This is a genomic window from Reyranella sp., from assembly GCF_036558665.1.
Lineage (GTDB): Bacteria > Pseudomonadota > Alphaproteobacteria > Reyranellales > Reyranellaceae > Reyranella.
Window position 1 is genome coordinate 1 of the sequence record NZ_DATBFE010000029.1, and the last position, 22197, is coordinate 22197.

Genomic DNA, 22197 nt, shown 5'->3' on the forward strand with positions numbered 1-22197 from the left:
CTTGGGCAGGCCGGGCGCCCACTGTATGACGTCGGGTGAGGCGATCGGGCCGATCTCCTTGCGCACCCAGCCCGAGAGTTCCTTGCGCAGCTCCTCGGACGGCTGCTGGCCCGCCTTCAGGGTCACGTAGGCATAGATGCCTTGGCCCTTGAGGTCGTGCGGATAGCCGACCACCGCCGCCTCGGCCACTTTGGTATTGGCGACAAGGGCGCTTTCGACCTCGGCCGTGCCGATGCGATGGCCCGAAACGTTGATCACGTCGTCGACACGACCGGTGATCCAGTAGAAGCCGTCCTCGTCGCGGCGCGCGCCGTCGCCGGTGAAATACTTGCCGGGATAGGCCTTGAAGTAGGTGTCGATGAAGCGCTGGTGGTCGCCGTAAACCGTGCGCATTTGCCCCGGCCACGAATCGATGAGGCAGAGGTTGCCCGTGCACGGGCCTTGCAGCTCGTTGCCATCGGCATCGACCATGACCGGCGTCACGCCGAAGAACGGCCGCGTCGCGGAACCGGGCTTGAGCCTGGTGGCGCCGGGCAGCGGCGTAATGAGAATGCCGCCGGTCTCGGTCTGCCACCAGGTATCGACGATCGGGCAGCGGCTGTCGCCGACCACCCGGTAGTACCAGAGCCAGGCTTCGGGATTGATCGGCTCGCCGACCGAGCCGAGAAGGCGCAGGCTCTTGCGGCTCGCCTTCTTCACCGGCGCCTCGCCTTCGCGCATCAGCGCGCGGATCGCCGTAGGGGCGGTGTAGAAGATGTTCACCTGGTGCTTGTCGACCACCTGCCAGAAGCGGCTCGAATCAGGGTAGTTGGGCACGCCCTCGAACATCAGCGTGGTCGCACCGTTGGCGAGCGGCCCGTAGAGGATATAGCTGTGGCCGGTCACCCAGCCCACGTCCGCCGTGCACCAGTAGATGTCGCCATCGTGATAGTCGAAGACGTACTGGTGCGTCATCGCGGCGAAGACCAGATAGCCGCCCGACGTGTGCAGCACCCCCTTGGGCTTTCCGGTCGAGCCGGACGTGTAGAGAATGAAGAGCGGATCCTCCGCGCCCATCGGTTCGGGCGGGCAGTCGGCCGACACCTTGTCCTTCATCTCATGCCACCACACGTCGCGTGCGGCGTCCCAGCCGATCTTGCCCGAGGTGTGTCGCACGACCAGCACCTTCCTCACCATCGGGCATTTCTTCACGGCCTCGTCGCAGTTGGCCTTGAGCGGAACGGACCTGCCGCCCCGCAGCCCCTCGTCGGCCGTGACGACGATCGGGCTGTCGCAATCCTGGATGCGGTTGGCCAGGCTGTCGGGCGAGAACCCGCCGAACACGACCGAGTGGATGGCGCCGATGCGGGCGCAGGCGAGCATCGCGTAGGCGGCCTCGGGGATCATCGGCAGGTAGATCGTGACGCGATCACCCTTTTTTGCGCCGAGCTCCTTCAGCGCATTGGCCATGCGGTTCACTTCGGCATGGAGCTCGCGGTACGTGATCTTCCTCGACTTGGCGGGATCGTCCGCCTCCCAGATGATCGCCACCTGGTCGGCGCGCTTCGCCAGATGCCGATCGACGCAGTTGGCTGATACGTTCAGCACACCGTCATGGAACCAGCGGATGTGGACATCACCGGTGTAGTTCACGTCGCGCACGGCGCCCGGACTGTAGGGCTTGATCCAGTCGAGGCGCTTGCCGTGCTCGCCCCAGAACCTGGCGGGATCCTTGACCGAGGCTTCGTACATCTCCTTGTACCTGGCATCGTCGACATAGGCGCGCTTCGCCCACTCGGGGCTGACCGCAATCACCTCTTCGCTCATGGATTCCTCCCGAAGAAAACTTGTCGGCGAATTATCGCGGTTTTTACCGCGTCGTCGCCGGCTGCGGCAATTCGACTTTGGACTGGCCGCCGAGGCGCGCCCAGGCGACGGCTCCGAACGTCACGATGACCAAGGGTATCAGGGGCAGGCCATGCTGATTGAACGCCCAACCGAGCGTCGGCGTCAGCCACAGCGCCGGATAGATCAGACGTTCCAATGGATAGAAACCCAGGGCCACGCCCATGCGGAACAGGGCGACGGCGGCCGGCATCAGCAACAGCAGGTCGTAGTTCAGTGTGTAGGGTGAAACGAGGATGGTAGCCGTCGCAAGCACGGCGATACGCGGCTCGGACTGCACATGTCGGCGAAAAGCGATCCAGACGGCGATCACGGCCAGAGCCGATCCGCCGAGCTGGATGGCGGCGCTCAGTCCCGGCGCCAAGCCGACGATGCGGGCTGCCGCCAGCAGGGTCGTCATTTGCATGAAGATGCGTTCGAACGTCTCGTTAACAACACGCGACGAGCTCGCCTCGCGCGCGGCATCGAAGAACGCCGACCAGAAATCGAGGCCGAAGACCCCGAGGCTGACCAACGACAGCATGACGACGGTGGCAAGGGTCCAGCCAAGCGCCCGCCATTGCCGCGCAGCCACCAGGGCCAGCGGCACCAGTGCCAGGATCTGTGGCTTGTAACTCAGCATGCCCAGCAGGATGCCGGCTGCCGCCGGTTTACGCTCGAGCAGGTGCAATCCGCCATAGAACAGGGCGACGCTGAGGAAGGTGTTCTGCCCGGCCAGTATTGTCCATAGGGCGGCCGGCGACGTGATGATGGCGAGCCAGCCCCACCAGTCGCGCCTGCCTTCCAGCACCGTGGCCAGCGCCGCGGTCCCGGAAAAGCAGAGGCCATACGCTTTGCCTACGCCAAGTGCGCCCAACGGCAACAGCAGAAGCAGCCAGATCGGCGGATAGAAGAATGGCCGCAGATGAATCGTCGCGGGAATCCGGTCTGCATAGATCACATTCTGGAAGGCCGTGAATGCGTCGACGTTGTAGATCAGCGTCGCTTTGCCCTCGAGCCAGGCACGCACTGCGGCGTGGAAGACGAGGAAATCGGGAAACAATATGTCCATTGCCGGACCGATGATCGGTCCGCCCGTCAGTCCCAGCAGGAGGTAGAGCGCATCGTAAAGGCCGATCGCTCCGCAAAAGCAGGCGGCAAGGACAAGATCTGTCCGCTTGGTCTTCAATCGGTGAACCACGTCGTGAAGTCGGCGATGGGCGCGCGTTCGGTGACCAGGTTGTTGGGCACTGCGTCGGCGTCGGCATAACCGAGCGCCAGGCCGCAGATCACGACCTGGTCGTCCGGCATCTCGAGCTCGCGCCGCACGACATGTTGGAAGCGACTGAACGCCGCCTGCGGGCAAGTGTGCAGGCTCTTCTCGCGGGCCAGCAGCATGAGCTGGTCGAGGAAGATGCCGCAATCGATCCACTGGCCGTTGCCCATGCCGCGCTCGACGCACAGGATCATGCCGACTGGCGCGTCGAAGAATTCGTAGTTCTTGCGGAACTGCTTCTGCATGCCGACGGCATCGCCGCGCGGCACGCCAAGCAAAGTATAGAGTTGCTTGCCGACCAGCTTGCGGCGCTGGTCGTAGATCGGCTTGAATTGCCTTGGGTAGACGTCGTACTCGGCGCCTGGTCCCGCATTGCCTTCGTCCATCGCCCGGAGGATCGCCGCAGACAGACGCTGGCGCGCCTTGCCCATGGTCACGTAGAGCTTCCAGGGCTGCAGGTTGCCGTTCGAGGCAGCGCGATTGGCGGTGGTGATGATCCACTCGATGTCGGCCTTCGATACAGGATCCGGTTTGAAGAGCCGCATCGACCGGCGGGATTCGATGGCTTCCGACACGCGCATGAACTGCTAGCTCCGATTGAGATGGCGACGCAGGAATTCAAACAGCTTGCGCAAGGCAATGCTATATTCCTTGTCGTTGAAGTAGTGCGTTGCATCTTCGACGATGAACGTCTCGACCTCCTTGCCGTGTTCGCCGAGCGATTTCGCCATCGCGAGCGTCTGCTCCACCGGCACGTTCTCGTCGCGATCGCCATGGATCAGCAGCACCGGCACGTCGATCTGGGCGACGCGCAGAAGCGGCGAACGTACCGGCAGCCCCTCCAGCCCGCACAAATCGTCGAGGTAGTCGCGGATGAACGGATTGGCCTCGCGCCAGCGCGCGAGATCGGTCGGTGCGAAATAGGAGGCGACGGCAGCAATGGGCGGCTTGTGGGCGGCCGCGAGCAGCGCGACCTGCCCGCCCATAGAGGCGCCGACGAGGCCGATGCGCGCGCGGTCGACCAGTGGCCGGCGGGCGAGCCAGTCGATGGCGGCCAGCACGTCGAGCGGCTGGCGCAGGCCCTGATCGTTCTCGCCCTCGGATCCCAGCCAGCCGCGTAGCGACAGGGCGAGTGCGACGTAACCGTTGGCCGTCGCCCGGCGCGCCAGCCCGGCGAGATTGTGGGCATGGCCGGCGAAGCCGTGCAGCAGCACCAGCGCCGGATAGGGCGGCTGGCCGGTCTGCGGCCTGAAGAGGTAACCGCCGAGCGCGACGCCGACGCCGGGAATGCTGACCGGCTCGGCATCGGCCAGGGCCGGCAATTCCTGCCAGCGGTAAACGACCTCCATCGGCACCCCGTCGGGATCGCGAAACCGCATCGAATAGCATCCGGGGGCGAAGTCCTCGCGCTCGGCCGGCGGCTGCTCGACGGCAGCACCTGCTGCGCGCAGATCGGCGAAGACCTGATCGACCTGTGCCCGGCTTTCGGCCGAGACGGCAAGCGAGAGTGCGCCGGGACCGTAGGACACCCCCTCCTTCGCCTGTCGCATCACGAGCTGGTCGTAGCCGCGCGCCCACAGGACGCTCGCCGTCCCTTCCCAGACGCGGTGAAAGCCGAGCGTCGGCAACCACAGGCGATGAAAGGCGATCGACCGCGCAAGATCGCTCACCTCGATGGCCGCGCCGGCGAAGGACGGGCGTCGCATCAGCTCTCGGGCAGCCCCAGCGCCCGCAACTCGTCGCGCCGCAGATGCTCGTCGCCGGCGAGGAAGAACTCGTCGAGCTGCGGAGGCTCGACACGCGTTCCCGCGAGCATGGCGTGCGCCTGGCCGCGATGATGGATCTGGTGCTGGAAGAGATGCTCGAGCACCGCAGCGACACGCGATGGCGGCGGCTTGCGGTTTGGCCGCGGCAGGATGCACTCGGCCGCCAGCGTCTCCTCCGTCTGGCGCTCGCAGAAGGCGATCAGGCGCCGGTCGCTGGCGATCTGGGCGAGCCGCACCGACCGCGCGTCGGGGAAATCCGAATCGGGCTCGCTGTAGCGGCGCAACGCATCGAGCCCCTCAAGGGCATCGATGTAGTAGAGATCGACGTCGAGGATGTGGTTGAAGGTCGCGCGCAACGTGGGAAAGAAGCTCACCCGCGGCGCGGCGAATTCCGCCGGCGTCAGCGTCTCGCAGGCCGTGAGCAGCCGGTGATTCGCCCATGCATTGTTGCGCGCCATGGCGATGAAATGGCCCGGCAGCCCCGTCGCCATGGAAGCGGCTCCCCGAACCGCGGCCTCAGGCCGCCTGCGCGAGGTTGCGCAACACGTAGTGCAGCACGCCTCCGTTCTTGAAGTACTCGACCTCCTCGGCGGTATCGATGCGGCAGGTGAGGGTCACCGTTTCGGCCGTGCCGTCGCGGCGATGGATGGTGAGCGGCACGTCCATGCCGGGCCGCAGGCCGCCGTCGATGCCGCCCACGTCGAAGCTCTCGTGGCCGGTAAGGTTCAACGTCTTGCGCGTCATGCCGTCCTTGAACTGCAGCGGCAGCACGCCCATGCCCACGAGGTTCGAGCGATGGATGCGCTCGAACGTCTCGCACACCACCGCCTTGACGCCGAGCAGGTTCACGCCCTTGGCCGCCCAGTCGCGCGAAGAGCCAGTGCCGTACTCCTTGCCGGCGATCAGGATCTGCGGCGTATGCTCCTTCTTGTAGCGCATCGCTGCATCGTAGATCGGCACCGGTTCGTCGGAGCGGTAATCGTGGGTAAAGCCACCTTCGATGCCCGGCACCATCTCGTTCTTGAGCCGGATGTTGGCGAAGGTGCCGCGCATCATGACCTCGTGATTGCCGCGCCGTGTGCCGTACTGGTTGAAGTCCTTCGGCGCCACGCCGTGCTCCTCGAGATACTTGCCGGCCGGGCTGTCCTTCTTGATCGAACCTGCGGGCGAGATGTGGTCGGTCGTGATCGAGTCGCCGAACTGGCCGAGTGGGCGCGCGCCCGCGATGTCGCCGAGGGCGCCCGGCGTCTTGCCCATGCCTTCGAAGTACGGCGGATTGCGCACGTAAGTCGAGTTGTCGTCCCAGCTATAGGTGAGGCTCGGCTTGGTCTTGATGCCGCGCCAGAACCGGTCGCCCTTGAAGACGTCGGCGTAGCGCTTCTTGAACGCCTTGGCGGTGACGAACCGGCTGACCGTCTTCTCGACCTCGGCGTTGGAGGGCCAGAGATCCTTGAGATAGACAGGCTTGCCGCCCTTGCCGATGCCGATCGGATCCCTGGTGATGTCGATCTTCATCGAGCCGGCGAGGGCATAGACCACCACCAGCATCGGCGAGGCGAGGTAGTTGGCGCGTGTCAGCGGATTGACGCGGCCCTCGAAATTGCGGTTGCCCGACAGCACCGAGCACACGACCAGATCGCCGTCGCCGATTGCCCTGGTCACCGGGTCGGGCAGCGGACCGGAATTGCCGATGCACGAGGTGCAGCCGTAGCCCACCAGGTTGAAGCCGATCTTGTCGAGGTCCTTCTGCAGGCCGGAGGCGGCGAAATATTCCGTCACGACCTGCGAGCCCGGCGCCAGCGACGTTTTCACCCACGGCTTCACCTTGAGCCCGAACTTCACGGCGTTGCGCGCGACCAGACCCGCACCCAGCATGACATAGGGGTTCGAGGTATTGGTGCAGGAGGTGATGGCGGCCAGCACGACGTCGCCATGGCCGAGGTCGTAGTCGGCGCCCTCGCAGTCGATGCGCTTGCCGTCGTCGCGCCGTTCGAATTCCTTTTCCATGTTGGCGACGAACTGCTCGCTCGCCTGGGAGAGCGGCACACGATCCTGCGGCCGCTTCGGCCCGGCCAGACTCGGCTCCACATCGCCGAGATCGAGCGTTAGCGTGTCGGTGAAGACCGGCTCGGGGGATTTCCGGGAGCGCCACAGACCCTGCTTCTTGGCGTAGGCCTCGACGATTTTGGCCGCGCTGCCGCGATTGGTGGTCTTGAGATATTCGATCGTGATCCCGTCGATCGGGAAGAAGCCGCAGGTTGCGCCATATTCCGGCGCCATGTTGGCGATGGTAGCGCGGTTGGCGAGCGGCATCTCCTCGAGTCCGTCGCCGTAGAACTCGACGAACTTGTTGACCACGCCCTTCTTGCGCAGCATCTGCGTGACCGTGAGCACCAGGTCGGTGGCGGTGGCGCCTTCCTTGAGCTTGCCCGTGAGCTTGAAGCCGACAACCTCGGGAAGGACCATCGGCAGGGGCTGACCGAGCATGGCCGCCTCCGCCTCGATGCCACCGACGCCCCAGCCCAGGACCGCGAGGCCATTGATCATCGTGGTATGGCTGTCCGTGCCGACCAGCGTATCGGGATAGAGCACGGTCTCCCTGCCGCTCTTCTGCTGGAACACGACCTGCGCCAGGAACTCGAGGTTGACCTGATGGCAGATGCCGGTACCTGGCGGCACGACGCGGAAGTTGTCGAAGGCCATCTGGCCCCAGCGCAGGAACTGGTAGCGTTCCAGGTTACGCTCGTATTCGAGCTGCACGTTGGCCTTGAAGGCCGAGTTGTTGCCGAACTCGTCGACGATCACAGAATGGTCGATGACCAGATCGACCGGCACCAGCGGGTTGATCTTCTTGGCGTCGCCACCGAGCTTTCCCATCGCGTCACGCATGGCTGCGAGGTCGACCACCGCCGGCACGCCGGTGAAATCCTGCATGAGGACGCGCGCCGGACGGAAATTGATCTCCTTCTTCGACTTGCCGGAAGCCTTCAACCACTCGGCGAACGCGGCGATGTCGGCCTTCCTGACCGTCGCTCCGTCCTCGTTGCGGACCAGATTCTCCATCAGGACGCGCAGCGAAAAGGGCAGCCGCGAGAGGTCGCCGACCTCTTTCTCGACCGCCTTCAAGCTGTAGTAGGTGTAGTTCCGGGCACCCACCTTCAGCGATTTCCGGGCCTTGAAGCTGTTCGGATGGGCGGCGGCCATGACGGATACTCCTGCGGTCGGTTCGGGCGAAATTCGGTCGCAAAATAGGGGCAGGGAGGGGCACAGGCAATCGGCGGATGCGAGCCGCCCGACAGTGTGCGAGATTGACCCATGGCCTCGAAAGCACGCTGCATTTTGGGCGCTCTGGTCGTCCTCGCCGCAGCCGCAGGCGACGGCGCCGCCCAATACAACAGCACGCGCGACTGGGATCTGGCGGCGCGCGATTTCGGGCGCTCGTCCGACGCGCGGACACGCAACGCGCCCCTCGAGGCGCTCGACAAGATCCTGTCGGCCAGCCAGCTTTCGCCGGTGGACCGCACGGTCTATCTCAGCATCCGTGCCTTCCAGTTGAGCCGGGTCGGCCGCGAGGCCGACAGCCAGAAGGACGTGGCGGAGATGGGCAAGCTGTTGCCCAGCATCTGGCAGGTCGTGCTGTCCAGCACGCAGCCCGAACTCGCCGGCGGCGGCGACCGAGCGGCCGCGTTGCGTACGCTCGAATACGGGCTGCAGCGCAAGCCGGGCGATCCATGGCTCACCGTCGCGCAGGCCCAGGTCAACATGCAGATTGCCGACTTTCCCCGCGCGCTCAGCCTGCTCGATGCGGCGCTCGCGGCCGCCTCGAACGAGGCCGAGCGGCGGACTGCGTTCTATTATCGCGGCCATGCCCATTTCAATCTCGGCGACTTCCGCCAGGCATCCGACGATTTCGGCGGCGCACTGGTGGGACGCAAGACGGTTGCCGAGCGTCTGCCGGCGCTGCTCTGGCGCTATGCCGCCCAGGTCCATACGCGGCAGGATGCACGCGCGGTGTTGCGTGGCGAGCTCGGCAAGGAGGATCTCTCCGAATGGCCGGGACCGATCGCGCATTTCCTGTTCGGCAGACTGACCCCCGGCCAGCTCGAGGTCGTTGCCGAATCGGACGAAGCGGCCAAGCGCACCAACGGCAAGTGCCCGGCTGCCTTTTTCGTCGGCATGGATGCCCTGCGCCGCGGCGACCGCCAGCATGCGCGCGAACAATTCCAGCTCGCTCAGGCGCGCTGCCCGACCGTGTCCGAACTCAACTGGGCGACGACCAGCGAGTTGCGGCGGCTGTAGTCAGCTCGTCAACGCCAGGGGAGCGATGAAGCGGCTCATTTCGGCGAGGACGTAGCCCGGCTGCTGCAAGTGCGGGCTGTGTCCGCAATCCGGCACCAGCCGCGTCTCGCAGTAGCCGCCGACCTTGCCGGCGATGATGCCGAGCTGCAGTTCGGTACCGTATTCGTCGTCCTCGCCCTGGATGGCCTGAACCGGCACCTGAACGCCCGGCAGGCGGCCGTTTGCGTCCATCGGCTCGAAGCCGGGTGCCGTCCAGGCATTTGCCCAGAGGTGGAAGGCGCGGTCGACATTGGCGCCATGATACCGGAGCAGGCGCTGGCGCAGATCGCCCGAGGCGAAGGCCGCGCGCGCCTCCACGATCCGCTCGACGCAGATCGGCTCGGCGACCGCATGAGCGGCCAAAGTGGCGACAGCGCGCAAGGGATCGGGATCGGCGGCGGCGTAGTTGAGTGCGATCGTGCCGCCGTCGCTGTGCCCGACCAGCACGCAATCCTCGATGCCGGCCCTCGCCAGCAGCTTGGGCAACACCACGTCGGCCTCGATCTCCATGTAGTGGACGCCGGGATCGGACGGCCAGGGGCTCGATCTCCCGTAGGCGGTCCGATCATAGACCAGGCCATGACACATCGTGGCGTCGCAAAGCTTCTGCGGAAAGTCGCGCCACGTCTCGATGCAGCCCAGCCCCTCGTGCAGAAAGACGAGGGTGGTGCGCTCGAGGCCGTCGTTTCGTTGCGGCGCCAGCCGTCGTACGCGCAGCGCCCGGTCGCCGAGGTCGATAAGGTCGTCGTTGCTCACGCCGCAGATGTAACGGCTACGCGCCGGCGGGAGAAGATGCCGATGGCCGCCGGCAGGACGGTGAGGAACAATGCCGGCGCCAGCAGCATGCCGCCCACGACCACGATGGCGAGCGGCCGCTGCACCTGGCTGCCGATGGCTGTCGAGAAGGCGGCTGGCAGAAGGCCGACGCAGGCAGCCACGCAGGTCATCATCACCGGGCGCATCTGAAGTTCGCAGGTCCGCCTGACCGCCTGCCAGTGCTCGACGCCGGCCTCGATCAGGCGGTTGAAGCAACCAACCAGCATGATCCCGTTCATGGCGGCGATGCCGAACAAGGCAACGAAGCCGATGGCCGCGGAGATGCTGAACGGCATGCCGGCCAACCACAGCGCGAGGATGCCGCCGATCAGGGCGAGGGGAATGGCGCTGCCCGCCAGCAGCGTGTCGGTGAGCGATCCGAAGTTGACGTAGAGCAACAGCAGGATCAACGCGATGGCGATCGGCACGGCGATGGCAAGCCGGTCGATAGCCTTCTGGAAATTCTCGAAGTCTCCCGCCCATTCGAGTCGATAGCCGCCCGGCAGCGGTACTTGCCTGGCGACCTGCCCCTGCGCCTCCAGCACCGCAGAACCGAGATCGCGGCCGCGCACACTGAACTTCACCGGCACGAAGCGCTCCTGTTGCTCGCGGTAGATGTAGAAAGCGCCGGATGCCAGTCCAATCTCCGCTACTTCAGCCAGCGGCACCTGGATGACACTGCCGTCGCTCGCCTGGACGCCGATGGTGAGGCGGCGCAGCGACTCGATGCTCTGGCGATACTGCGGCGCCAGCCGCACCTTCATGGGAAAATGCCGGTCGCTGCCCGTCTCGTAGAGGTCGCCGGCCGCCTGTCCGCCGACCGCCGCCTGGATGGTCGCATTGATGTCGCCGGGTGAGAGGCCGTAGCGCGCCGCCCGGTCACGGTCGATATCGATGCGGATCGTCGGCTGGCCCACCAGAGGGGGCACGGCCACGTCGGTGATGCCCGGCACCTTCTCCAGCACGCTGCGGATGTCCAGGGACAGCTTGTGCAGCTGATCGAGGTCGGTGCCGATGATCTTGATGGCGTTCTCGGCATCGATGCCGGACGCGGCTTCCTGGACGTTGTCCTGGATATATTGCGAAAAGGCGTAGTTCACGCCGGGCACCGCCTGTTGCAGGGCATCGGACATCCGAGCGATCAAGGTCTCCTTGTCGAGACCCTTTCGCCACTGATCGAACGGCTTGAGCGGTACGAAGAACTCGGCGTTGGAGAATCCATCGGGATCTGTTCCGTCGTCGGGACGACCATTCTGGGAAACCACGGTCACCACTTCGGGAAAGCTTTTGACCACGGCGCGCATCTTGTTGACGTAGACGTTGCCTTCCTCGAGCGACACCGAGGCCGGCATGGTGGCGCGCATCCAGATGTTGCCCTCCTCGAGCTTGGGCAGGAATTCCAGCCCGACCGTGCTTGCGACAAAGGCGGCGATGAGCACGAGGCAGCCGCCGGCGCCGAGCACAAATCCGCAGCGGTCGAGCACCGCATCGACGACCTGGCGATAGAAGCGCCGCATGAAGCGTACGATCGCGGTCTCGGTTTCCGCCACTTTCTCGGGCAGCAGGAATGCCGCCAGTACCGGCGAGACGGTGAAGGTGGCCAGCAGGCCGCCCGACAGGGCATAGGCATAGGTCTTGGCCATCGGGCCGAAGATGTGACCTTCGACTCCCGACAGCGTGAACAACGGCAGAAAGCCCGCGATGATGATGGTCGCAGCGAAGAAGATCGCTCGCGTTACCTCGCCTGAGGCGACGAAGATGATATCCAGTTTGCCGGCCAGGCCACGCGCGGGCTCCACGGCAGATCGCCGATGGCCCGCGCCGGCCTCGGCCAGATGGCGGAAAATATTCTCGATCATGATGACGGTGGCATCGACGATGATGCCGAAGTCGATGGCGCCCATGGAAAGCAGGTTCGCCGATTCGCCGCTCAACACCAGGATCGTCACCGCGAACAGCAGGGCAAAGGGAATGGTCGCCGCCACGATGAGCGCACTGCGCAGATCACCGAGGAACAGCCACTGGACCAGGAAGATGAGGACGACGCCCATCACCATGTTGTGCAGGACGGTCCGCGTGGTCACGTCGACGAGGGCCCGCCGGTCATAGATCCGCACGATGCGCACGCCCGGCGGCAACAGGTCGGACCGGTTGATGCGTTCGACTTCGCGCTCCACGGCATTCAGGGTCGGCAGCGTCTGTGCACCGCGCCGCATGAGCACGATGCCCTGTACGACGTCGTCGTCGGTATCCTGGCCGCAGATGCCGAGACGCGGCTCGAAGCCCACCGACACCGTCGCGACGTCGTCGACCAGCACCGGCGCGCCCTTGCGTATGGCCAGCATGGTATGGCGGATGTCGTGCATCGAGCGGATCTGGCCCACGCTGCGGATCACGGCCGACTGCGGGCCAAGATTGACCGTGTTGGCGCCGACATTGACGTTGGCGCCGTTCAACCCATCGAGCACCTGTTTGAGCGTCAGCCCGTAGGCGAGCAGCCGGTCGAAATCGACCGTGATGTCGTAGGTCTTGAGCTTGCCGCCCCAGCCGGTCACGTCGATCACGCCGGGCACCGACTTGAAGCGGCGATCGAGGATCCAATCCTGGACCGTCTTGAGATCGGTCACGGAGTAGCCGGGCGGGCCGACGAGACGATAACGGTAGATCTCGCCGATCGGGCTGGTCGGTGACAACTGCGGCTGGGCGTTGCCGGGCAGATTGCCGAGTTGGCTCAGCCGGTTGATGACGAGCTGCGAAGCCTCGCTGTAGCTGACATCGTACGTGAACTGCACCTTCACATCGGACAATCCGACCAGCGAGATCGTGCGCACCGATGTGACGTACGGCAGTCCGGCCATCTGTACCTCGATCGGGATCGTGATGTAGCGTTCGATTTCTTCGGAGGACTGGCCGGGATTCTGGGTCACGATCTCGACCAGGGGCGGCACCGGATCGGGATAGGCCTCGATGTTCAGCCGCTTGTACGCGAACAGGCCGGCAGCAATCAGTGCGGTGGCGAGGATCAGCACGAGAACACGCTGCTGCAACGCAGCGCCCACCATGGATTTCATCGCACCCTCGAACGGTCGCCGTCGGTTAGTGCACACCGCGCGCCGGCGAACGGCAGCGCAGCCGGCGCGCCTGTTCGTCGGGTCCAAGCGGAGTGCGGTTCCACCAGCCGCCGCCCAGCGCCTGGAACAAGGCGGCCGTATCGGTGAAACGCGCGGCCTGAGCTTGGACGCGGTTGAGCAGCGCCTGCTGATAGGTGAGCTGGGCCAGCAAGACCGTCACATAGGTCGTGTCGCCAAGCGCGAGCCGTCGCTGCGCGATATCGAGGCTGGTGGCGGCGGCGCGTTCGGCGTCGACCGAGGCCTTGAGCGTGATCGCATCGTATTGCAGTGCTCGAAGCGTGTCGGCCACATTGTGGAAAGCGGTGAGTACGATCGAACGGTATTGTGCGTCCGCCTGTTCGAGACCAGCCATGGCGGCGCGCTTCTTCGCTGCCAGCGCGCCACCGTCGATGATGGTCTGAAGGACGCTCGCGCCGGTCGTCATGCCGGTGAGACCGGGCCCGAAGAGGGTGTCCGTGCTCAACGACTGCGTATTGACGCCCGCCGCGAGCGTGATCTGCGGCAACTGATTGGCGGTGGCGACGCCGACCAGGGCGCTTGCCGAATGGAGATTGGCCTCGGCGGCGCGCACATCCGGCCGCTGCTCGACAAGTTGCGATGGCAGGCTGAGAGGCAGGTCGTGCGGGAGCACGAGGTCCTCGAGCTGGAAACGGGCGGCCAGATCCTCGCTCGGCAAATGACCGGTGAGGGTGGCGATGAGGTCGCGCTGCTGCGCCAGTGCCTTCTGCAGTGGCGGCAAAGTGGCCTCGGCCTGGGCGAGTGCGGCCTGCTGGCTTGCAACATCGGCTCCGGTGATCGCCCCCAGGTTCGACTGGCCGCGCAGGATGCCGAGCGTCGTCTGCTGGGCCGCGATGACGCGTTGGGTGGCGTCGATCTGGGCGCGCAACGAGGCCTCCTGGACGGCCGCCGCCACGACATTCGAGGCAAGCGACAAATAGGCGCCTTCGAGTTGGAAACATTGCGCTTCGGCAAGCGCATCCAGCGATTCGACCTGTCGCCGGTTGCCGCCCCACAGGTCGAGCGCATAGGTGAGGGTGAGACCGACGGTGAACAGCCCATAGATCGTCGCCCCTGTCGACGTGGCGGGCGAGAGGCTGCCGGGCGTTTGGTTCTGCGAGGCCGCGAAGTTCGCCTGGATCGTGGGAAAGAGCGTCGCGCGCTGGGCGCGGGCATTTTCCTGGGCCACCTTCAGTCCCGCCAGCGCGGCCTGCACGTCGGGATTGGCACGCAATGCCCCTTCGATCAGGCTGTTGAGCGGTGCGGACTGGAAGACCTTCCACCACTGGCCGGGAATGTCCATGTCGCGCACCAGGACCTGCGCTTCGGCGCCGGGAATGCCGCCGTCCACGAGGCCGGTCGGCGGATCTGGCAGATAGGCGTCGGTCCGGGGTGGCGATGGCCGCTTGAAATCCGGTCCCACCATGCATCCCGAGAGCGCCGCGCAGACAACCGACCCGGCGAGGAAGACGGAACCGAGCCTCATTGGGCCATCTCAGCATCACCGTGAGCAGGTATGCCGTTCAGTCGCGCGCCGCGGCTCGATCGATGAACAGGGTGCCGCTCGTCACCACCGACTCGCCGACCGACAGGCCCTTGCGAACCTCGACAAAACCGTTCTCGGTGCCGCCGACGTCGATCGCGCGGCTAGCCACCTTCTTGTCGGCGCGTGCCACCCAAACGCGGGCCTGATTGCCTTCGTAGACCACTGCATCCTGCGGCACCGCCGCCATCAGACGACTGTCGCCGGCGACGATACGGAAGGTCGCGAACATCTCGGGCAGCAGCTCGAGGCCGGAGTTTTGGATTTCGGCACGCACCGGCAGGCGGCGCGTGTTGGGATCGAGTGCGGGCGCCACGTAGGCGAGCCTGGCGCTGAACAGGCGACCCGGATAGGCCAGGACCGAGACCTCGACCGGCGCGCCGACCTTCATCAAGGGAGCATCCGACTCGCGCACATTCGCCACGAGCCAGACGGTGTCGAGGTTGCCTACCGTGAACACGGGATCGGTGGCGCCGTTGTTGATGTACTGGCCGAGGCCGATCTTGCGCTGGATGACCGTCCCTGCGATCGGCGCGGAGACGATGGTCTCGGCGCCGATGCGATCCACCTTTTCGAGGCGCGCGATTTCCTCGTCCGAACGGCCAAGGATGCGCAGTCGATTGCGCGCCGCCGCCAGCGCGATCTCGGCCGAACGCATGTCGCCCTGCGCGTTGACGAGATCGGATTGCGCCTGCTCGAGATCCTTCAGCGCGCCGCCGCGGATCGCCAACAGCTCTCGTTGACGCTTCTCGGTGGCCTGAGCGAGCGCGAGCCGCGACTTGGCTTTCTCAACGCTCGCCACCGCCGTGACGAGGTCGTTCTGACCCTGGACGAACTCGCTCGCTTCGATGGCGAAAAGCGGCTGGCCGCGCTCGACACGCTCGCCCGGGCGCGCAATCAGGCGCGTGATGCGGCCCGAATAAGGTGAGAAGACGGGCGTGGTCGTCTCTTCGTTGATGGCGATTCTGCCGTCGGTGACCCGTTCGTCACGAAACGCGATCTGGCGGACCGCCGTGAGCCTGAGGCCGCTCCACTGCGTCTCGCTTGGTGCAAAGGCGCCGTCGGAATCCGGAGCCGCCTTGTCGGAGCGGCTCACGGCGTTGCTCGGGTCGCTGTCGAGTGTCCAGGAGGCGATCACGGCCGCCACGATGGCAGCGGCGGCGGCGCCGGCGATCCAGAGGCGATTGCGCCTGGCATGTGCAGTCGTTGGTGGAGCGACGATGATCATAGGGAATGCCTTCCGGTACGCGATCAGAAGGAACGGTGCCGGCGAGATATAGGCTTCCCGTATTACTTTCACCTGACGGACAGGCTCAAAGACCGCATGCTAGAGTGCGGTCGAGAGTGCAGCATACGATGGCGCACCAATGAGAGTTCTGCTCGTCGAGGACAGCCTGCAACTCGTGCCGCTCCTGATCAAGGGGCTGGCCCAAGGCGGGCTGGCCGCGGACTCGGTCGGCACCATTGGTGATGCGCGGCTCGCGATCGCCGCCGTGAAGTACGCTGTCGTCGTGCTCGATCTCGGTCTGCCGGACGAGGACGGGCTCACCTTGCTGCGCGAGATGAGGCGCAAGGGAGATGCCACGCCCGTGCTGGTGCTGACTGCCCGCGACGGAGTGACCGATCGCGTCACGGGATTGCGTGAAGGCGCTGACGACTACCTTGCCAAGCCGTTTGCCATGGAAGAGCTGGTCGCGCGCCTGCAGGCCCTGCTGCGCCGGCCGGGCAACCTGCTGGGCCGCAAACTCACATTCGGCAACGTCGCGCTCGATACCGAGGGACGGCAGGTCTTTGTCGGCGACATGCCGCATTCCTTCCCGGCGCGCGAGACCGCGGTGCTCGAGATCTTCCTGCGCCGCGGAGGCAATGTCGCACCCAAGCGCCTGTTCGAGGATCATCTGTTCGGCCTATCGGGCGAAGTGGCATCGAATGCGGTCGAAGTCTATGTCCATCGCCTGCGCAAGATGCTCGGCGACGCGGGGGCCACGGTGAAGATCCATACCGTGCGCGGCGTGGGTTACCTGATGGCCGAGGAAAAGTCGTAGAGACGGCGATGATCGCGTGCCTGTCGCCGCCGAGGCCACAGCAATGATCCGCTTCCGTTCGATCATCACACGCATCGTCGCGCTGCATGTCCTGGCGCTCGCTGCGACTGCGATCCTGATGCCGCTCGCGCTCTACTGGCTATTGAACCAGGCGGCCAACGACCTGTTGCGCGATGCGCTGCGCAGCGAGGCGCTGGTCATTCGCAGCTTCCTGCATCCGCGTGCCGATGGTGAGCTCGCCCTGGACATCCCGGCTGACGTCCGGCCGCTCTATTCTTCCGACTACGGTCTCTATGCCTTCGCCGTGCTGGACGCGCAGGACCACGTGCTGTTCTCCTCCCGCGCGGACGGTCAGGCGTTGTTCTCGCCGAACGAGAGATCGATCAGCGAATGGTCGACGCGGAATACCCGTGCCGGTTCGACGTTGTTCGGCGTCACGGTCGTACGGCCGCTCGGGGAGAAGCTCTATTCGATCCAGGTGGCGCAGGATCTGGCGCACCGCGACGTGCTCATCGACGATGTCGTCAGGTCCTTCCTGCCGCACGTGGCGTGGATCACCTTTCCGATCCTGCTAGTTCTGCTCTTGATCGACATCCTGATCTTCCGCCGGGCGCTCGCCCCGGTGCGCAACGCCTCCAAGACGGCGGCGGCGATCGGACCGCAGCGAACCGAGCCGCGCCTGCCCGAGCAGGCCATGCCCAGGGAGATCGTGCCGCTCGTCCACGCAGTCAACCAGGCGCTCGACCGTCTCGAGTCGGGTTTTCGTGCGCAGCGCGAATTCACGGCCGACATGGCGCACGAGCTGCGCACGCCGCTCGCCATCGTCCGAGCCCGCATCGACTCGCTCGAACCGGGACCGGTGCGCGATGCGCTGCGGGCCGATCTGGTCAACATGACGCGCACCGTCAACCAGGTGCTCGACATCGCCGAGCTCGAGGCGTTCATCGTCGGAACGGAAGCCAAGGCCGACCTCTATGCCATCTGCGCCGATGCGGTAAGCTTCATGGCGCCGCTCGCCGTCGAGATGTCCAAGAGCATTGCCCTCACGGGAGATGCCGGACCGGTCTGGGTGCAAGGGCAGGCGGAAGCCCTGTTCCGGGCTGTCCGCAATCTCATCGAGAACGCTATTCGTCACACTCCGCCAGGCGTGTCGATCGAGGTCGAAGTCACCAAGGATGGTACCGTGCGCGTCCTCGATGACGGCCCCGGCGTCCCCGATGCCGATCGCGACTCGATCTTCCGCCGCTTCTGGCGCCGCGACCGGGCGAAGACCGAGAGCCGGGGACTGGGCCTTGCCATCGTCGCGCGGGTGGCCGAAGCCCACGACGGCAGCGTCACGGTTGAGAACCGGCCGGAAGGGGGGGCGGTCTTCACCTTGAAGCTGCGGCCCTCCTGACAGTCAGGCCGCGGCCGAGCGTCTTGCAGTCGGCGGCGCGAAACGAAACGCCGCGCCCAGCCGGTTCCAGGCATTGATGTTGGCGATGGCGACGCTCAGCCAGAGGAGTTCGCTTTCGCTGAAGTGCTTGCTGACGGCGGCGTACGCGTCGTCCGAGACGGACCGACCCGGGAGCTGGGCCAGCTGCTCCGCCCAGGCCAGTGCCGCGCATTCACGGCTCGAGAAGATACCGGCCTCTTCCCAGGTGGCGACCAGATCGAGCTTTTCCTGTGGCACCCCGATCCGCCGCGCGACGTTGAGATGGATCTGCAGGCAAAAGGCGCAGTTGTTGATCTGCGACACCCGCAGCTTCACCAGTTCGACGAGTTGCTTGTCGAGCCCGGCCTCCTCGACAGCTTTGCCCATGGCCAGCAGCGCGGCTTGGGCAGCCGGTGCGGTTGCGGCGAAGCTCTGATAGGTGACGCGAGGGTCGGACATCGGGCACTCCAGTATATATTCGAGTTCTGATATTATGCACGCTGGTTCGGATGACAAGGCCCGCAGGCGCTCTCCGGCTCCATTTTTCGGTGGGCGGCCAGTTTTTTCCAACGGCGGTTCGGGCTAGACTGCGGCTGTCCAAGGGGGGCCCCGACAGGGGGCTGAGATACCGACGGCCACGAGCTATGCGATCGGCAGCGCGGTGACCCTTTGAACCTGATCCGGGTCATGCCGGCGAAGGGACAGGATGCCTTCCTTTGCACGACACACCGGATCTCCTTCTGTCCTTTTGTCATGGGAGATCCTTCGTCATGGACAACATCATTGGGACGCCCAAGGTGACGACCGGGCCGCTGCCGGCCTCGCAGAAGATCTATGCCACACCGGAAGAGGCGCCAGAGCTCAGCGTGCCGTTGCGCGAAATCACGCTCAGCGAGCCGACGGAGCCCAAGGTGCGCGTCTATGACACGACCGGTCCTTATACCGATCCCACCGTCGCCATTGACGTAAGCAAGGGTCTCGCCCGCACCCGCCGCGGCTGGATCGTCGCCCGCGGCGGCGTGGAGGAATATGACGGCCGACCGATCCAGCCGATCGACAACGGCAATGTGAAGCAAACGGCACTGCAGCCCTTCCCGAACACGCCGCGGCCGCTGCGCGGCCTCGACGGCAAGCCGGTGACCCAGCTCGAATGGGCGCGCCGGGGCGTGATCACCAAGGAGATGATCTATATCGCGGCTCGCGAGAATCTCGGTCGAAAGCGCGCGCACGAGCTCGCCAAGGAGCGGCTGGCCGACGGCGAGAGTTTCGGAGCGGCGCTGCCGGAGTTCATCACACCGGAATTCGTGCGCGCCGAGGTGGCGGCCGGGCGCGCGATCATTCCCGCCAACATCAACCACGCCGAGCTCGAGCCGATGATCATCGGCCGGAACTTCCTGGTGAAGATCAACGCCAATATCGGCAACTCGGCCGTCACCTCCTCCATGGAAGAGGAAGTCGAGAAGATGGTGTGGGCGATCCGCTGGGGCGCCGACACGGTGATGGACCTGTCCACCGGCCGCAACATCCACGACACGCGCGAATGGATCGTGCGCAACTCGCCGGTGCCGATCGGCACAGTGCCGATCTACCAGGCGTTGGAAAAGGTGGGCGGTGATCCGACCAGGCTCTCGTGGGAAGTCTTCCGCGACACGCTGATCGAGCAGTGCGAGCAGGGCGTCGATTATTTCACGATCCACGCCGGAGTGCGTCTGGCACACGTGCCGCTGACGGCGAGCCGCGTCACCGGCATCGTCAGTCGCGGCGGCTCGATGATGGCCCAGTGGTGCCTCACCGAGCATCGCGAAAGCTTCCTGTACGAGCATTTCGGCGACATTTGCGACATCATGCGCAAGTACGACGTGTCGTTCTCGCTGGGCGACGGTTTGCGCCCCGGCTCCAACGCCGACGCCAACGATGCCGCGCAGTTCGCCGAGCTCGAGACCCTCGGCGAGCTCACCAAAATCGCCTGGGACAAAGGCTGCCAGGTCATGATCGAAGGGCCGGGTCACGTGCCGATGCACAAGATCAAGGTCAACATGGACAAGCAGCTCAAGGAGTGCGGCGAGGCGCCGTTCTACACCCTGGGCCCGCTCGTTACCGACATCGCGCCCGGCTACGACCACATCACCTCGGGCATCGGCGCCGCCATGATCGGCTGGTTCGGCACGGCGATGCTCTGCTATGTGACGCCGAAGGAGCATCTCGGCCTGCCCGACCGCGACGACGTCAAGGTCGGCGTCATCACCTACAAGATCGCCGCCCATGCCGCCGACCTCGCCAAGGGGCATCCCGCCGCTCGGCTGCGCGATGACGCGCTGTCCAAGGCGCGGTTCGAGTTCCGCTGGCGCGACCAGTTCAACCTGTCGCTCGACCCGGCCACGGCCGAGAAGTTCCACGACGAGACGATGCCCAAGGAGGCGCACAAGACCGCGCACTTCTGCTCCATGTGCGGGCCGAAGTTCTGCTCCATGCGCATCACGCAGGACATTCGCGACTATGCCCAGAAGGGCATGAAGGAGATGAGCGAGAAGTTCAAAGCGGGCGGCAACGCACTCTACGTGCCCGACAAGGCGGCCGACTGACGGCCGACTGGCGTCCTGCCGCGTCGCCCCGGCCGACGAGTCGGCGGGCGTCAACTTTGCATGACCCGCGGGGCCCTTGACGGCACGTCCGCGGGCCGCCGGTGCAGGCCTTGCCTTGCGCCCCTGTCGCCGCTGGGGGAGACTCCCGGCAGTCCCTACGTATAGGGGAAAGGACTTGCATTGGGGCTGAAAAGGCGATGAATCGACTGCGCACCCTGCTAGGGATCGGCGTGGGGCTTGCGGTCGTTGTCGGCGCCGCGTGGTATTTCACCCATTCGGGCTCCACGTCCCAGAAGCGGGCGGGGCGGACCGCCGCCAACCAGCCCGTCACGGTCGGCCTGGCGACCGTCGTGAAAGGCGATATTCCGATCGTCGACAATGCGCTGGGAACGGTCACGCCGCTTGCGACCGTGACCGTGAAGACGCAGATCACGGGGCAGCTCGTGCAGGTCGCCTTCACCGAGGGCCAATCGGTCAAGAAGGGTGACCTGCTCGCGGTCGTCGATCCGCGTCCCTACGAAGTCGCGCTCCAGCAGGCTACGGGCACGCTCGAGAAGGACCAGGCCCTGCTCAAGAACGCGCAGCTCGATCTCGCGCGGTACCAGAAGCTGGTCGCCCAGGACTCGCTCGCCCGCCAGACCTACGACACCCAGGCGGCGCTGGTGCGGCAATACGAGGCGACGCTGGTGACGGATCAGGCGGCGGTCGATTCGGCCAAGCTCAATCTCGTCTATACGCGGATCGTGGCGCCCACCGATGGCCGGATCGGCCTGCGCCTGGTCGACCAGGGCAACTACGTGACGATGGGCGATGCCACTGGCATCTGCGTCATCACCCTGATGCAGCCGATGTCGGTGCTGTTTCCCATTCCCGAGGACGCACTGCCGTCCGTCCGCAAGCGCCTGCGTGAGGGCGCAACGCTGCAGGTGACGGCGCTCGACCGCGCGCAGAAGGTCGAGCTGGGCGTGGGCAAGCTCGCTACCACCGACAACCAGATCGACACGTCCACCGGCACAGTCAAGCTGCGGGCGATGTTCGACAACACCGACGAGGCATTGTTCCCCAACCAGTTCGTCAATGTCCGGCTTCTCGTCGATACGGTGCGGGACGCACTGGTCGTGCCGGTGGCGGCGATCCAGCGGGGCCAGCCCGGCACTTTCGTCTATCGCGTCAAGCCCGACGATACGGTGGAGATCGCGGTCGTCGAGACCGGCGCAAGCGACGGCGACAAGATCGCGGTGAACAAGGGGTTGGCGCTCAGCGATCGGGTGGTGGTCGACGGTATGGACCGCCTGCGCGAAGGCTCCAAGATCCGCGTGCCGGCCCGGCCTGTCGCCGCCGCGCCGCCCGCTGATCGCGGCGCCGACGCGGGTGGCGCTCGCGGTGGCGCCGGGCGGCGGCCGGCGCAGTCGAGCCAGTAGCCGCG

16 protein-coding genes and 1 riboswitch are annotated in these 22197 nt (G+C 65.6%); of the genes, 5 read left to right on the top strand and 11 right to left on the bottom strand.

Annotated features, from left to right (window positions below; all coding sequences use genetic code 11):
* The 6 genes from acs to acnA all read right to left on the bottom strand — a co-directional run.
* Nucleotides 1–1806: acetate--CoA ligase (gene acs / locus VH499_RS04385; RefSeq protein ID WP_332051474.1), on the bottom strand; the 1806-nt coding region annotated here is incomplete at its 3' end.
* A gap of 43 nt (nt 1807–1849) precedes the next feature.
* Nucleotides 1850–3052 (bottom strand): glycosyltransferase family 87 protein, encoded by a 1203-nt coding sequence (locus VH499_RS04390; RefSeq protein WP_332051475.1) that lies wholly within the window; start codon nt 3050–3052, stop codon nt 1850–1852.
* Nucleotides 3049–3720 (bottom strand): nitroreductase, encoded by a 672-nt coding sequence (locus VH499_RS04395; protein WP_332051476.1) that lies wholly within the window; start codon nt 3718–3720, stop codon nt 3049–3051. The genes VH499_RS04390 and VH499_RS04395 overlap by 4 nt, the downstream gene beginning before the upstream one ends.
* Nucleotides 3721–3726: 6 nt before the next feature.
* Nucleotides 3727–4845, bottom strand: a complete 1119-nt coding sequence (locus VH499_RS04400; protein WP_332051477.1) for an alpha/beta fold hydrolase — start codon at nt 4843–4845, stop codon at nt 3727–3729.
* A complete protein-coding gene (locus tag VH499_RS04405; RefSeq protein ID WP_332051478.1) occupies nt 4845–5396 on the bottom strand; it encodes a DinB family protein in 552 nt (183 codons plus the stop codon). Before VH499_RS04405 ends, VH499_RS04400 begins: the two co-directional genes overlap by 1 nt.
* 25 nt (nt 5397–5421) lie before the next feature.
* Complete coding sequence (gene acnA, locus VH499_RS04410) at nt 5422–8109, bottom strand: aconitate hydratase AcnA (protein WP_332051479.1); 2688 nt, start codon at nt 8107–8109, stop codon at nt 5422–5424.
* Nucleotides 8110–8220: 111 nt separating this feature from the next.
* Between acnA and VH499_RS04415 the strand changes: the two genes are divergently transcribed.
* Nucleotides 8221–9204 (top strand): hypothetical protein, encoded by a 984-nt coding sequence (locus VH499_RS04415; protein WP_332051480.1) that lies wholly within the window; start codon nt 8221–8223, stop codon nt 9202–9204.
* Here VH499_RS04415 and VH499_RS04420 read toward each other — a convergent pair whose 3' ends face one another.
* From VH499_RS04420 to VH499_RS04435, 4 genes are read right to left on the bottom strand one after another with little or no spacing between them, the layout of a single operon-like run.
* A complete protein-coding gene (locus VH499_RS04420; protein ID WP_332051481.1) occupies nt 9205–9999 on the bottom strand; it encodes an alpha/beta hydrolase in 795 nt (264 codons plus the stop codon). It lies immediately after the preceding gene.
* The gene (locus tag VH499_RS04425) at nt 9996–13130 is read right to left on the bottom strand and encodes a CusA/CzcA family heavy metal efflux RND transporter (protein WP_332051482.1); all 3135 of its coding nucleotides are present in this window, start codon (nt 13128–13130) and stop codon (nt 9996–9998) included. Before VH499_RS04425 ends, VH499_RS04420 begins: the two co-directional genes overlap by 4 nt.
* A gap of 25 nt (nt 13131–13155) precedes the next feature.
* Nucleotides 13156–14673, bottom strand: coding sequence for an efflux transporter outer membrane subunit (locus VH499_RS04430; RefSeq protein ID WP_332051483.1), 1518 nt, complete (start codon nt 14671–14673; stop codon nt 13156–13158).
* A gap of 37 nt (nt 14674–14710) precedes the next feature.
* On the bottom strand, nt 14711–15958 hold the full coding sequence (locus VH499_RS04435) for an efflux RND transporter periplasmic adaptor subunit (protein WP_332051484.1): 1248 nt from the start codon (nt 15956–15958) through the stop codon (nt 14711–14713).
* Between the two features lie 139 nt (nt 15959–16097).
* On the opposite strand from VH499_RS04435, the gene VH499_RS04440 reads away from it, so the two are divergent.
* A complete protein-coding gene (locus VH499_RS04440) occupies nt 16098–16775 on the top strand; it encodes a response regulator (protein ID WP_332051485.1) in 678 nt (225 codons plus the stop codon).
* Between the two features lie 43 nt (nt 16776–16818).
* Nucleotides 16819–18171 (top strand): sensor histidine kinase, encoded by a 1353-nt coding sequence (locus VH499_RS04445; RefSeq protein WP_332051486.1) that lies wholly within the window; start codon nt 16819–16821, stop codon nt 18169–18171.
* Between the two features lie 3 nt (nt 18172–18174).
* Here VH499_RS04445 and VH499_RS04450 read toward each other — a convergent pair whose 3' ends face one another.
* Nucleotides 18175–18648, bottom strand: a complete 474-nt coding sequence (locus VH499_RS04450; protein WP_332051487.1) for a carboxymuconolactone decarboxylase family protein — start codon at nt 18646–18648, stop codon at nt 18175–18177.
* Between the two features lie 131 nt (nt 18649–18779).
* Nucleotides 18780–18909: riboswitch (TPP riboswitch) on the top strand.
* Between the two features lie 50 nt (nt 18910–18959).
* Between VH499_RS04450 and thiC the strand changes: the two genes are divergently transcribed.
* Nucleotides 18960–20771 (top strand): phosphomethylpyrimidine synthase ThiC, encoded by a 1812-nt coding sequence (gene thiC, locus VH499_RS04455; protein WP_332051488.1) that lies wholly within the window; start codon nt 18960–18962, stop codon nt 20769–20771.
* A 197-nt stretch (nt 20772–20968) separates the two neighbouring features.
* Nucleotides 20969–22192, top strand: a complete 1224-nt coding sequence (locus VH499_RS04460) for an MdtA/MuxA family multidrug efflux RND transporter periplasmic adaptor subunit (RefSeq protein ID WP_332051489.1) — start codon at nt 20969–20971, stop codon at nt 22190–22192.
* Nucleotides 22193–22197 lie beyond the last annotated feature (5 nt).

Coding starts and splice junctions, on each gene's coding strand:
- VH499_RS04395 (WP_332051476.1), bottom strand. CDS start 3,720: ATGCGCGTGTCGGAAGCCATCGAATCCCGCCGGTCGATGCGGCTCTTC.
- VH499_RS04400 (WP_332051477.1), bottom strand. CDS start 4,845: ATGCGACGCCCGTCCTTCGCCGGCGCGGCCATCGAGGTGAGCGATCTT.
- VH499_RS04405 (WP_332051478.1), bottom strand. CDS start 5,396: ATGGCGACGGGGCTGCCGGGCCATTTCATCGCCATGGCGCGCAACAAT.
- acnA (WP_332051479.1), bottom strand. CDS start 8,109: ATGGCCGCCGCCCATCCGAACAGCTTCAAGGCCCGGAAATCGCTGAAG.
- VH499_RS04415 (WP_332051480.1), top strand. CDS start 8,221: ATGGCCTCGAAAGCACGCTGCATTTTGGGCGCTCTGGTCGTCCTCGCC.
- VH499_RS04425 (WP_332051482.1), bottom strand. CDS start 13,130: ATGAAATCCATGGTGGGCGCTGCGTTGCAGCAGCGTGTTCTCGTGCTG.
- VH499_RS04430 (WP_332051483.1), bottom strand. CDS start 14,673: ATGAGGCTCGGTTCCGTCTTCCTCGCCGGGTCGGTTGTCTGCGCGGCG.
- VH499_RS04435 (WP_332051484.1), bottom strand. CDS start 15,958: ATGATCATCGTCGCTCCACCAACGACTGCACATGCCAGGCGCAATCGC.
- VH499_RS04440 (WP_332051485.1), top strand. CDS start 16,098: ATGAGAGTTCTGCTCGTCGAGGACAGCCTGCAACTCGTGCCGCTCCTG.
- VH499_RS04445 (WP_332051486.1), top strand. CDS start 16,819: ATGATCCGCTTCCGTTCGATCATCACACGCATCGTCGCGCTGCATGTC.
- VH499_RS04450 (WP_332051487.1), bottom strand. CDS start 18,648: ATGTCCGACCCTCGCGTCACCTATCAGAGCTTCGCCGCAACCGCACCG.
- thiC (WP_332051488.1), top strand. CDS start 18,960: ATGGACAACATCATTGGGACGCCCAAGGTGACGACCGGGCCGCTGCCG.
- VH499_RS04460 (WP_332051489.1), top strand. CDS start 20,969: ATGAATCGACTGCGCACCCTGCTAGGGATCGGCGTGGGGCTTGCGGTC.